This window comes from Pelistega indica (assembly GCF_000506865.1).
Lineage (GTDB): Bacteria > Pseudomonadota > Gammaproteobacteria > Burkholderiales > Burkholderiaceae_B > Taylorella > Taylorella indica.
Genome location: NZ_AYSV01000009.1, coordinates 1 through 12203 on the forward strand (window position 1 = coordinate 1; position 12203 = coordinate 12203).

Sequence of the window (12203 nt, forward strand, 5' to 3'; positions counted from 1 at the left end):
GTCCATCGAAGCGATTAGCCCATCGACAACGCCACATGGAGCCGGCACTTAAGCAATTAGAAAGGTGGTTGCGTAGTCAGTTTGAGCTGGTGCCGCCGAACTCGGCGATCGCCAAAGCCATTCGTTACAGCCTGAACAATTGGCTTGCCTTGACGCGCCTCTTGGAAGACGCTCAACTGCCGATGGATAATAATGCGGTAGAGAATTTGATACGTTCCACTCGCGATTGGTCGGCAAGAATTGGCTCTTTGTAGGTTCAGAGAAAGCGGGTCGACGTGCGGCTGCGGTGATGTCGTTAATTCAATCGGCTAAGCTCAATGGCCATGACCCTTATGCTTACCTTAAGGATGTGTTGGAACGATTGCCGACACAGAAAGCGAAGGACATTGCTGAGCTTCTGCCTCATCGTTGGCAAGCGCCAAACGACACCAAGAATTAACACAATGCCCCGACAAAATCGGGGCATTGAACATTTAAAAACGGAAGTCAATCGGAGTTCACCGGACGCTTACCTATCAACTACAAAACCTGCACGCCGAAAGTATCCTCTTTGATAGTTTATTAAGAAACTAAAATAGTTCAGAATTATTGTTTTGACTTTTGGGTGATAAACCAAAATGTAGCCATGTATTTTGTGTGGCAACTCGTCCTCTAGGAGTACGCTGAATATAGCCATTTTGGATAAGATAGGGTTCAATCACTTCTTCGATGGTATCGCTTTCTTCGCCAATTGCTGCTGCTAGGTTATCAATGCCAACAGGTCCTCCGTCAAATTTATGAATTAATGTCTCAAGGAGTTTTCTATCCATAAGGTCTAAGCCTTGAGGGTCTACTTCTAACATGCTCAAAGCTTCTGTTGCACACTCATCGGAAATTAAGCCCTTGTATTTAACATCGGCAACATCTCTTACGCGTCTAAGAAGACGATTAGCAATACGAGGTGTTCCACGTGAACGACGGGCAATTTCCAAAGCACCAGCAGGTGTAATTTCAGCATTGAGCAGATGAGCACTACGAGTAACGATTTGTGCAAGATGCTCAGTGGAATAAAATTCTAAACGAGAAATAATACCGAATCTGTCACGAAGAGGATTGGTAAGCATCCCAGCCCTAGTAGTGGCACCTACTAACGTAAATGGTTGTAAGTCAATTTTGATACTACGAGCGGCAGGACCGTCACCAATCATAATATCAATTTGAAAGTCCTCTAATGCTGGGTAGAGAATTTCTTCTACAACAGGGGAGAGACGATGAATCTCATCAATAAATAAGACATCATTTGCTTGCAAATTAGTGAGTAATGCAGCTAAATCACCAGGTTTTTCAAGCACAGGACCAGAGGTTTGACGCATTTGTGAGCCCATTTCATTAGCGATAATATGCGCTAGTGTTGTTTTACCTAAGCCCGGAGGGCCAAATAAGAGCACATGATCTAACGGTTCATTTCTTTTCTTTGCGGCTTGAATAAAAATGCCTAATTGCTCACAGATTTTATCTTGACCCGTATAATCACGAAGTGATTTTGGACGTAGAGCTCTTTCTATCGATTCTTCTGAGCGATTAATTGGTTCAGCTTGAATAATTTCTCGCTGAGGTAAATTAACAGACAGATTATCAGGAACAATAGGCATTTTAAATCCTTAGTTTATCTTTATAAGAGTGCTAATGTAATACTAGGAATATAGGTAATTAATAGCAAACAGATAAATGATACAAATACAAATGGGAGCAATGGCTTAATAATCTGATCAACAGATAATTTGGCCACGGTACATGCCGCAAATAAGTTAACGCCAAATGGTGGTGTAATCATACCAAGTGCCAAATTAACAACCATAATGATACCAAAGTGTACTGGATCGACACCAAATTTTACCGCTACGGGTAGTAATAATGGTGCTAACACGACAATAGAGGCAGATGTTTCAATAAACATACCAATAAAGAAAAGGGCAAGATTTACACCTAATAGGAATGTGTATTTGTTATCGAATAATTGGGCTAACCATTCACCTAGTTGATTAGGAATTCCTGCTCGATTCAATAAGAACCCAAAGAGTCCCGCATTAGCAATTAAGAACATGATAATGGCTGTAGAAATGACGGTGTTTTGGAATACTTTTTGAAGTTGAGGTAGCTTTAGTGTTTTGTAGACAAATACGCCAATAATTAAGGCATAAACAACCGCCACAACTGAAGCTTCTGTTGGTGTGAAGACTCCCCCGTAAATACCGCCTAAAATAATAATCGGCATTAATAAGGCGAGCTTAGCTTGGTTAAGTGCAGGCCAGAATGATAAACGATTTTCTCCATCGCGTAAGCCAAAATTATTGCGTTTTGCGTATAGCCAAACGTAGAAAACCAAGCCAGCAGCAATCAAGATACCGGGTAGAATACCACCTATAAATAAACTAACTAAATCTGTTTGCGTAGCAACAGCAAATAGAATCATAGGAACAGAAGGGGGAATAATCACGCCTAGCTCTGCGGCAGTGGCTTGTAAAGATGCAGCAAAAGGTCTAGGGTAACCATGAGAAATCATCGCTGGAATCAGAATTGAACCAACAGCGAAAGTGGTGGCAACACTAGAACCAGCGACTGCAGCGAAAATCATACACGTAATAACACAACTACAAGCCAAACCTCCTTGCATATTGCCAACCAAGCTTTTGGCAAAATTCACCATACGTTCAGAGATACTGGCCTCTTGCATTAGGTTGCCTGCCAAAATAAAGAATGGAATGGCTGCTAAAGGAAACTTATCTAACGATGCATAAAATTGCTGAGCAATAACTAACCAGTTAATTCCCGCCACTTCAATGCCTAAAAAAGAAGCTAGACCAATGGCAATCCCTACAGGGACTGTTAGTACGAAAAATACTAACATGGATAAAATCATGATTTGTGCCATGAGTACTACTCCATTGTTTGGGAATGATGAGAATCTTCTTTGCTAAACCATTGTACTAATAGAGCGATTAAGGCAATAGTACAGCCAACAGGAATAGCAAGATAAATCCATGAAATTGAAAAGTCCAAACCCGCAATTGATTGGAAACGGACACGATAAGTCATATTTCCGCCAATCCATGCTAACAGTCCAAGGAAGATGGCACAGAGTAAATTGGCGATATGGCGTACAATTCGACGTGCATTACTAGATAAAAATGTATTAATAACATCCACACGTAACATTTCGCCATGACGGAATGCCAAAATAACGCCTAAAAAGACAACCCAAATCAGTGATGAGCGAGTCCATGGCTCCGTCCAGGCTGCTGGTTCGTGTAATACGAAACGAGCAAATACTTGATAAATTCCTGCTATCACGGCAGACAGTAACAATAACTGAGCAGCGATAGAAACCAGTTTAAATAGTGTTTTATCAAGCCAATAAGTAAAAGATTTCATGATAGAAAATGTTAATCTCTAGAGATGAGTAAAAAGGGTTAGTTCTTACTAACCCCTCAGATTGTGGATAAACCTTTATTTTTTTAATTTTGACGTGCAGCTTTTCAAGTGTAGTCAATAAATCAATTAAGACTGATGATGAAAATCTGCACGTCGAAAGTACTACTTTATCGACAGCCTGAAGCGGTAGTTCTCACTAACCTTTACTGCTTACTAAAAACAAATAGAAAGCCTAAAATATTGTTAGCAAGAATAATTATTTTGTATTTTCAATACTATCAATAAGCTCTTTACTAAATTGTTTATAGTACTCAGGGTACACTTCTTTAACGATTTTAGCAAAAGCATCACGATCAACATCTTCAGTGACTTGCATACCAGCGTCTTTTAATGTTTGAACGCCTGATTTTTCGACATTGTCAACGAAATCACGCATAGCTTGACCAGCTTTTTTACCCGCTTCAACGAATTTTGCTTTTTCATCATCACTTAAGCTGTCATATACTGACGGAGAGACGATAATCACAGCAGGCGCATAAACATGTCCAGTTAATGACATAAATTTCTGTTGTTGATTAAGTTTCGCAGATACAATCACTGAAGTAGGGTTTTCTTGACCGTCAATAGTACCTTGTTGTAGCGCTGTTTGAACTTCAGGCCAAGCCATAGGTGTTGCTAAAATACCTAATTGTTTAAATGCTAATAAATGAACAGGGTTTTCAGTAGTACGGATTTTTAGACCTTTGGCATCTGCTGGTTCTTTTACCGCATGTTTGTTATTAGTTAGGTGGCGGAAACCTTGCTCACCCCATGCTAAAGCGACTAGCCCACGTTTTGGGAACTCTTTTAACATGTCTTGACCAATTTGGCCATCAAGTACTTTGCGAGCGTGAGCTAAGTCACGGAATAAGAAGGGAATGTCAAATACACCTGCTTGTGGTACAAAATTCAAAATTGCCCCTGTTGATAATACAGCTGCATCAACAGTACCTAGTTGTAAACCTTCGATAACTTCACGCTCACCACCCAAAGCACTATTAGCAAAATGCTCGATTTTGAATTTACCATTAGTGCTTTCAGCTAATGATTTTTCAAAGGCGTTAGCTGCTGCTCCATAATGAGAGTCTTTGGCTAATGCATAAGCCATTTTTAATGATTGTTCTGCAAACGCTGAGGTAGACGCCATAGAAGCAATGACAGCGCAGCTAAATAATGTTTTTTTAAACCAATTCTTTTTCATTTTTCCCCCTGGAAATACATAATTTATTAAAAACTTGAACGCATTCATTGCCTTGTGAGCAAATGTAGATAGTTCCCTTATGAGGAATAGTATCCTTATTTCGTTAAATTTTGTAACGCTAGACGAATACCATCAGCAACAGAAACATCGCTAGCTAAATTTTTTGTTGCATTATTGGCTTCTTTTTCGGAATAACCTAAGGCAACTAAAGCATTGAGTATATCACTCTTCGAGGATTGTTGAGTATGGCTTTGTGGTAATGTGCTATTAGAAAGTTTGCCTTTTAGTTCTAAGAGTAGTCTTGCGGCTGTTTTTGCACCAATACCTGGGACTTTTACTAATAAGGTGGCATCTTGTTGTTCTATCGCCTGAGCTAAGTCAGTTGTACTAAGCCCAGATAGAATAGCTAATGCTGTACGAGCACCGATACCACTCACTTTAATTAAGGATCTAAACGTTGTTCTCTCTTCGGGTTTTAAAAAACCATAGAGAACATGTGCATCTTCACGTATGGCTAAGTGAGTGAAAAGAGTGACTTTTGCGCCGACTTCAGGCAAGTCATATAGCGTTGTCATGGGGACTTCTATGTCATAGCCTACACCATTGACATCCACACAAATTGTTGGAGGGGTTTTTTCTATTAATAAGCCAGTAATTCGTCCAATCATAATTTTTTCTTTTTACATGAATGTTAAATATGTAATCGACCACCACGCATTTTACTGGTATGAGTAGTATCTAAATCGAGTTCTTTGAGTTTATTTAGTAAGCTGGAGGCATGTGCATGCGTGATAGCACATGCTAGCGCATCAGCAGAATCAGGTTCAGGCATTGCGTTTAAATTTAGTAAATGTTGAACCATTATTTGGACCTGCTCTTTTCTTGCATGTCCTCGACCAACGACAGCTTTTTTTATTTGTAAGGCGGTGTATTCTGCTACATCTAGTCCAGTATCAGCTAAAGCACACATGGCAGCACCTCTTGCCTGACCCAATAATAATGTTGTTTCAGGATTCGTATTGACGAAGACTTTTTCAAGAGAAGATTCGTGAGGTTTGTAATGTTCAATGACCTCACGAATATGATCCATAATGTGTTTTAAGCGATGATGCAAAGGCAGATCCGTTGGTATAGCAATAGTACCACTTGCCACATAATAGATATGGGCTTGTTGAACATCTATCACACCATAGCCCGTTTTTCTAAGGCCTGGGTCTATACCAAGAATCCGCATAGTTCTGGATTAGTGACGGAAATGACGAGTGCCAGTATAAACCATCACAATGCCATGCTCATCAGCTGCATTAATGACTTCTTCGTCACGAATACTACCACCAGGTTGAATAATACAATCAGCCCCAGCCGCTACGATAACATCTAAACCATCACGGAATGGGAAGAATGCATCAGAGGCCGCCGCCGTATTTTTCAAGCTTAAACCATTTGCTTCTGCTTTGATGGCAGCAATGCGAGCAGAATCTAAACGACTCATTTGACCTGCACCTACACCCATTGTCATGCCATTAGCACAGAATACAATAGCATTTGATTTGACATATTTTGCCACTTTCCATGCAAACATAAGATCGTTAAGTTGTTGTGCTGTCGGTTGTTTTTTAGTGACTACTTTAAGTGATTCAGCTGGTACATCGAAGGCATCAGGGTCTTGGAGTAGCCAACCCCCACCAACGCGTTTTACGTCAAATGGGTTTTGCTCTGAGCCAGAGCTAACTTTTAACACACGAACATTCTTTTTCGCGGCAAGTAATGCTAAGGCATCTTCTGTGTATTCAGGCGCAAGCAATACTTCCATGAACTGTTTGCTAACTTCCTCGGCAACAGCCAAATCAACTTTGCGGTTAAAGGCAATAATGCCACCAAAGGCAGAAGTAGGGTCTGTTTTAAAGGCTTTTTGATAAGCTTCAAAAGGTGTAGCTCCAATAGCAACGCCACAAGGATTTGCATGTTTAACAATCACGCATACAGGTACATCAAAACTACGTGAACATTCCCAAGCGGCATCCGCATCAGCAATATTATTATAAGAAAGCTCTTTGCCTTGTAGCTGTTCATAATTACCTAGTAAGCCATTACCACGAACAGGGTCGATATAGAAAGCGGCTTTCTGATGAGGGTTTTCACCGTAACGTAATTCTTGGTGTTTTTGGATTTGAATAGTGACTGTTTCTGGCCATTGTTGGCGTGCTGGGGTACTTTCCTGTGCTGGCTCGGCATCAGTTAACGCTGTCAAATACTGAGCAATTGCACCGTCATAAGCTGCCGTATGAGCATATGTTTTGCTCGCTAATTTTAAGCGTAAGCCATAAGAAGGCTGGCCAAATTGGTCGATTTCTTTTAGGACTTGTTCATAATCGCTAGGGTCAATAACCACAGTGACACCACCTTGTTCGGTACCATGGTTTTTCGCTGCTGCACGTAGCATAGCAGGACCACCAATATCAATGTTTTCTACCGCATCAGCAAAAGAACAATTTGGTTTTGCAATCGTTTCACGGAAAGGGTAGAGGTTGACTACTAATAAGTCGATAGGAGATATGCCGTGTTGCTCCATTGTGGCTAAATGTTCGGCATTATCACGGCGACCTAATAAGCCACCATGAATTTTAGGGTGTAGTGTTTTGACACGCCCGTCTAAAATTTCTGGAGAACCTGTATGTTCGGCCACTTCCGTAACGTCTAGACCTGCTTTTTTTAATAAAGCCGCTGTGCCACCAGTAGAGAGTAATTTAATGCCACGAGCCGCTAAAGCTTGGGCAAATTCAACAATACCTGTTTTATCTGAAACAGAAAGAAGAGCAGTGGTTAATTTCATGATGCGTCAATAAGATGGTTAGAAATAAGTTTTTTACGTAATGTATTGCGAGTAATGCCCAATACTTCGGCGGCTTTGGATTGGTTCCCATTGGTATAGGCCATGACTTTTTCAAGCATGGCTTTTTCTACACCATCCATGACCATATTCCACACATTTGAAGCGGGGGCATCACCTAATTCCTTGAAATAAGCGTCAAGATTCGCTGTTATACATTTATCGATAGGATCTATTTTATTCATTTTCTTCAAATCGAATGAGTTCATTAAACCAATCTTCCACAGCGTTAAATTGTTCTGAACATGTATTGAGTTGGTTCATTACTTGGATAAATTCTGTGGCACCAGGTAATTGGGCTACATACCACCCAATATGTTTGCGTGCTGTTCGTACACCAGTATGTTCACCATAAAACTGATAATGTTCATTCAAGTGCTGCAATAAAACCTCTTGCATTTCACTATAACGAGGAGGAAGTAATTCTTTCCCTTGTGCTAAGTAGTAATTTGTTTGTTTGAAAATCCAGGGATTTCCTTGAGCCGCACGGCCTATCATCACTGCATCAGCTTGCGTATAGTCCAATACGTATTTCGCTTTTTGAGGAGAATCAATATCTCCATTCGCAATAACAGGTATGGATAAAGCACTTTTAACCAGTTTAATGGTGTCATATTCTGCTTCACCATTATACATATCGGCACGAGTACGACCATGCAGTGTTAACGCACTAATACCTATGTCTTGAGCAAGAGTAGCAATTCGGAGCACATTTTTGTGCTCTCTATCCCATCCTGTTCTGGTTTTGAGTGTGACAGGTACATCTAGTGGCTTACAAACTTGAACAACGGACTTTAAAATCGCAACTACTAGCTCTTCATGCTTTAGTAGCGCAGATCCTGAAGCAACATTGCAAACTTTTTTGGCAGGACAACCCATATTAATATCAATAATCTTAGCACCCTTATGGATATTAAATAGAGCGGCTTGAGCCATCATATCAGGATCAGCACCAGCAATTTGAACGGAAATGGGGTCAACTTCACCGTCGTGATTGAGACGCCTAGACGTTTTGACACTATCCCATAGTTTTGGATTGCTGGCAGCCATTTCAGACACAGCATAACCAGCCCCTAGTCGTTTGCATAATTGACGAAAAGGGCGATCGGTCACTCCAGCCATAGGAGCAACAAATACAGGGTTAGGCAATGTCCATTGTCCGATTTTCATGCATGAAATTGTAGCCCATTTACGTGGCTTAACGGGCATAAATAGGATAAAAAATATAAATATGATTAAAATATGAGCATTCAAGAAAAAAGAGGTACTATGGATTTAACAATCGCTCAATGGCTTGAACCTTGGGAGTTTTCACCGACATTAATTATTTGTTTTTTGTTCAGTGCCTATTTATTTATTAAAGGCTCGCTCCATAGACCAATCGGTATAGTAAGACATTGCTTGTTTTGGTCTGGTTTTGTGATGCTTTATTTATCGTTGCATACCCATGTTGATTATTTTGCTGAAAGGGTGTTTTTTGTGCATCGTATTCAACATGTTTTTTTACACCATTTAGCACCACTCTTAGTAATGGCGGCTTATCCAGGACAGGTAATGCGAGCAGGATTGCCAGTAACGCTTAGGTTGAAATTAAGAAAATTTGAGCAAACCTCTCTGGCAATGACGTTACGTAAATGGTGTACAGATAAGTATTTTGTTCCTTTTTTATTTGTTTTCTTGGTGCTTGTTTGGTTAATCCCAACCGTGCAGTTCTATTCTATGTTGGATATTTATTTATATCGCTTGATGAACTGGTCTGTTGTGATAAGCGGTTTTATGTATTGGAATTTGATTTTAGATCGTCGTCCAGCCCCACCTGCGGCGATGACGGTTAAGGGAAGGATTATTTCTCCTATTTTAACGATGGTTCCGCAAATATTGGTGGGAATTTATATTGCTTTAACGCCCAATGATTTGTATCCACTGTTTGATTTATGTGGTAGAGCTGTACCAATTTCAGCGCTAGAAGATCAAGGATTAGGTGGTATTATTATGTGGGTGCCTGCGGCAATTGTAGAAAGTTTCGGTATTCTCGTCGCTTTAGCTACATTTATGCGATTATCAGCTAAGGGGCGACTGAGAGTAAAATAAAAGAGCGATACATCTTTTATATTTTAGATGTATCGCTTCTCTGTTTATTGCCCTAAAACCACTATCGATTAAGGCATACGAGAAATGGTTTTAAGAGTATTTGTCTATTAAACAAAATAAAAAACGCCAGTAATTAAAATACCAGAATACACTAATGCTATTAAGCAATAACCCATAATAGCGCGAGCATTAAGACCAGCTAGACCTAAAAGAGGAAGTGCCCAGAATGGTTGAATCATATTTGTCCAAGCATCGCCCCAAGCAATCGCCATTGCAGAAACGGTTGGAGGCACACCTAATTGGACGCCAGCAGGTAACATGATTGGACCTTGAACAGCCCATTGACCACCACCAGAAGGTACAAATACGTTAACTAACCCAGCACTTAAGAACGCAAGAGAAGGGAATGTTTCCGCTGTAGACCATGCAACGAATTGGTTAGTAATCATGGCGCCAAGAGAAGTACCACCATCAGCAGCCCCCATCATAAGACCCATAATACCACCATAAAATGGGAAGAGTAGAATAATACCACTAATTCCTTTGGCACTTTCTTCCATTGCACGAGAATATCTTTCTAGGGTACCATGCGCTAATAAACCTAGGAATAAGAATAAGCCAATCACAATATTTAATGAAAGTGAAAATCCTTTGCTACTGAAGTGACCATATATATAGGCAGCACCAAAGAACACTAAAATAAGTGCCAAGAAACGGTTGTCGTCAACTTTTTGAGCCCATGTATCTTTTGGTGGTAGTTCGATAGCTTCTTCGATCATTAGTTTTGGATCTACTTCAAAAGGTTTTTTAGGCATCATTGCCATATTAAGCAATGGTAGACCAATCACTAAACCAGCAATAATGGCTAAGTTATACCAAGAGAATAGCGTTTCAGAGACAGGAACTGCTGCTGTAATTGTTTGTGCAGAGATTTTTGCTAAGTCAGCACCACCAGTTGCTAATGCTAATGGAATAGAACCTGATAAACCGCCATGCCAAATCAAGAAACCAGAGTATGCTGAAGCTACTAGTAATGGGTAGTCAGCGCCTTTTACGTTACGTGCTAATGCTTTTGCCATTACTGCACCAACGATAAGTCCAAATCCCCAGTTTAACCAGCATGCTAAAAGTGCTACTAGTGTTACCACAAGAATAGCGACCTTAGGACTAGTTACTTTAGAGGCAATATTATCTAAGAAGCGACCTAGAACAGGTGCTTTAGCTAATATATGACCTGTCGCCAAGATAAGTGCCATTTGCATAGAGAAACCTAATAGACTCCATAGACCATTGCCCCAGAAACTACTAGCTTGTAAAAAATTTTGGTTGGTGAATGTTAAAACAGCCGTAAATGCCATTAAAGTTAGGATAACAACAAAGACAAAAGGAGATGGTAGGTATTGACGAACCAATCTCACACTAGCTTCGGTAATTGCACGAAACATATAGACTCCCTGTTCATACATAAGGTTTCATTGTTGTAAACATAAATAAGGGGAATGAAAATATTCCCCGGTTAGTAATAGATTGTAAATTATATTTTGTAATTATTACATTGGGATTAATCCTAATAAGGGTATAAAAAAACGCAGAACATAGGTCATGTTCTGCGTTAGGCGATTAATAGGATTGTATTTTTGATCAATACTAAGTCAATTATTTTTTAGAACTGTCAGTTTCTACTAGTATTAACGGTTCATTACTAATTGCTTGTACTGGTTTGCGTGCTCGACCTAGCTTAATACTTGGAGGAGTTATTTCTACCACCAAATCAGGCTTGGTTTGAATCCACTGCATTCCAGCACTTTCCACGACTTGAGTCAATGTAGCTGTATCTACCACTGATTTTCCATCGGACACTGTATTCATCGGTTGCTCGATGGCACTTGTTTGAACGATAGTCACACTAGTATCTTCCTCAGTGGTGGAATTGTCATCTAATTTAGCGGCAACAATAACCTCACTCACAACAGGAGGTTCAACTTCTTGAGGTAAATCAACAGCTACAGGCGGAACTGTTTCAGAAACCACAACAGGAGCTACTGTATCTGTAGTTTCAAAGACAGGTACCGGACTAGGCACAAGTGTAGCAGGTTCCACTATAGAGCTTACGCTAGTTGTAGTGTCAGTTGTTTCGCTAAGATTAGCTGTTTCAGGTACATGTTCTTTAACAGTCGCTACTGGCGAAATCTCAGATAAGTCTGGTGCATGAGCATGTTCAGGGCTTGTTTCGTTGTGATTAATTGTTTCGGCCACAACGATAGTTGCAAGACCTGTCACACCTGCTACAGTAGCAGGAACAAAAGCATTGTTTGCTTCTGCTGGAGTGGTTGTTTGCTGTTGGCTTAACACTTGTCCTTGCTGTGCTTCTTGTTGCTCTAATAAGACTTCGTTAGGGATGAAGGCTAGGTTTTCATTTGGTGTGATTGATTTAGCTTCATCATTTGGACGACGACCACGACGATTACGTCTACGACGTTTGCGAGCTTCCCCTTGGTCATTAGTGAAATCTTCACCTGTCGCATTATCAGTAGCACTATCAATAATATCATCGCCTAGGGCTTGAGAGCT

The 12203-nt window shown here is 40.3% G+C and carries 11 protein-coding genes and 1 pseudogene; 2 read left to right on the forward strand and 10 right to left on the reverse strand.

Going from position 1 to position 12203, the window contains the following annotated elements; all coding sequences use genetic code 11:
* Window positions 1–439 (forward strand): annotated as a pseudogene (locus tag V757_RS28805) (IS66 family transposase); the annotation flags it as partial.
* Between the two features lie 130 nt (window positions 440–569).
* On the opposite strand, the gene ruvB reads toward V757_RS28805, so the two are convergent.
* From ruvB to dusB, 9 genes are all read right to left on the reverse strand, one after another.
* Window positions 570–1631 (reverse strand): Holliday junction branch migration DNA helicase RuvB, encoded by a 1062-nt coding sequence (ruvB, locus tag V757_RS16655; RefSeq protein WP_023949113.1) that lies wholly within the window; start codon window positions 1629–1631, stop codon window positions 570–572.
* A 20-nt stretch (window positions 1632–1651) separates the two neighbouring features.
* The gene (locus V757_RS16660) at window positions 1652–2911 is read right to left on the reverse strand and encodes a TRAP transporter large permease (RefSeq protein ID WP_023949115.1); all 1260 of its coding nucleotides are present in this window, start codon (window positions 2909–2911) and stop codon (window positions 1652–1654) included.
* Window positions 2912–2916: 5 nt separating this feature from the next.
* Entirely contained in the window at window positions 2917–3411 is a 495-nt protein-coding gene (locus tag V757_RS16665) for a TRAP transporter small permease (protein WP_023949117.1), read from the reverse strand.
* Window positions 3412–3667: 256 nt separating this feature from the next.
* The gene (locus V757_RS16670; RefSeq protein WP_023949119.1) at window positions 3668–4651 is read right to left on the reverse strand and encodes a TRAP transporter substrate-binding protein; all 984 of its coding nucleotides are present in this window, start codon (window positions 4649–4651) and stop codon (window positions 3668–3670) included.
* A gap of 95 nt (window positions 4652–4746) precedes the next feature.
* Window positions 4747–5319 carry a Holliday junction branch migration protein RuvA gene (gene ruvA, locus V757_RS16675; RefSeq protein WP_023949121.1) on the reverse strand — a complete coding sequence of 191 codons (573 nt, stop codon included), beginning with the start codon at window positions 5317–5319 and terminating at the stop codon, window positions 4747–4749.
* A gap of 23 nt (window positions 5320–5342) precedes the next feature.
* Entirely contained in the window at window positions 5343–5885 is a 543-nt protein-coding gene (gene ruvC / locus V757_RS16680; protein WP_023949123.1) for a crossover junction endodeoxyribonuclease RuvC, read from the reverse strand.
* A gap of 9 nt (window positions 5886–5894) precedes the next feature.
* Window positions 5895–7484: a bifunctional phosphoribosylaminoimidazolecarboxamide formyltransferase/IMP cyclohydrolase gene (gene purH, locus V757_RS16685; RefSeq protein WP_023949125.1), complete on the reverse strand. Its 1590-nt coding sequence runs from the start codon at window positions 7482–7484 to the stop codon at window positions 5895–5897.
* Entirely contained in the window at window positions 7481–7726 is a 246-nt protein-coding gene (locus tag V757_RS16690) for a helix-turn-helix domain-containing protein (protein WP_031274030.1), read from the reverse strand. Before V757_RS16690 ends, purH begins: the two co-directional genes overlap by 4 nt.
* Window positions 7719–8711 (reverse strand): tRNA dihydrouridine synthase DusB, encoded by a 993-nt coding sequence (gene dusB / locus V757_RS16695; RefSeq protein ID WP_023949129.1) that lies wholly within the window; start codon window positions 8709–8711, stop codon window positions 7719–7721. Before dusB ends, V757_RS16690 begins: the two co-directional genes overlap by 8 nt.
* A 72-nt stretch (window positions 8712–8783) precedes the next feature.
* Here dusB and V757_RS16700 point away from each other — a divergent pair, with 72 nt between their 5' ends.
* Window positions 8784–9632, forward strand: a complete 849-nt coding sequence (locus tag V757_RS16700) for a cytochrome c oxidase assembly protein (RefSeq protein ID WP_023949131.1) — start codon at window positions 8784–8786, stop codon at window positions 9630–9632.
* Between the two features lie 107 nt (window positions 9633–9739).
* Here the strand turns inward: V757_RS16700 and V757_RS16705 are convergent, their stop codons facing one another.
* Window positions 9740–11077, reverse strand: coding sequence for a short-chain fatty acid transporter (locus tag V757_RS16705; protein WP_023949133.1), 1338 nt, complete (start codon window positions 11075–11077; stop codon window positions 9740–9742).
* Window positions 11078–12203: the final 1126 nt, after the last annotated feature.

Excerpts from the sequence above, each read along its gene's own strand:
- ruvB (WP_023949113.1), bottom strand. The coding sequence starts at position 1,631 with ATGCCTATTGTTCCTGATAATCTGTCTGTTAATTTACCTCAGCGAGAA.
- V757_RS16660 (WP_023949115.1), bottom strand. The coding sequence starts at position 2,911 with ATGGCACAAATCATGATTTTATCCATGTTAGTATTTTTCGTACTAACA.
- V757_RS16665 (WP_023949117.1), bottom strand. The coding sequence starts at position 3,411 with ATGAAATCTTTTACTTATTGGCTTGATAAAACACTATTTAAACTGGTT.
- V757_RS16670 (WP_023949119.1), bottom strand. The coding sequence starts at position 4,651 with ATGAAAAAGAATTGGTTTAAAAAAACATTATTTAGCTGCGCTGTCATT.
- ruvA (WP_023949121.1), bottom strand. The coding sequence starts at position 5,319 with ATGATTGGACGAATTACTGGCTTATTAATAGAAAAAACCCCTCCAACA.
- ruvC (WP_023949123.1), bottom strand. The coding sequence starts at position 5,885 with ATGCGGATTCTTGGTATAGACCCAGGCCTTAGAAAAACGGGCTATGGT.
- purH (WP_023949125.1), bottom strand. The coding sequence starts at position 7,484 with ATGAAATTAACCACTGCTCTTCTTTCTGTTTCAGATAAAACAGGTATT.
- V757_RS16690 (WP_031274030.1), bottom strand. The coding sequence starts at position 7,726 with ATGAATAAAATAGATCCTATCGATAAATGTATAACAGCGAATCTTGAC.
- dusB (WP_023949129.1), bottom strand. The coding sequence starts at position 8,711 with ATGAAAATCGGACAATGGACATTGCCTAACCCTGTATTTGTTGCTCCT.
- V757_RS16700 (WP_023949131.1), top strand. The coding sequence starts at position 8,784 with ATGAGCATTCAAGAAAAAAGAGGTACTATGGATTTAACAATCGCTCAA.
- V757_RS16705 (WP_023949133.1), bottom strand. The coding sequence starts at position 11,077 with ATGTTTCGTGCAATTACCGAAGCTAGTGTGAGATTGGTTCGTCAATAC.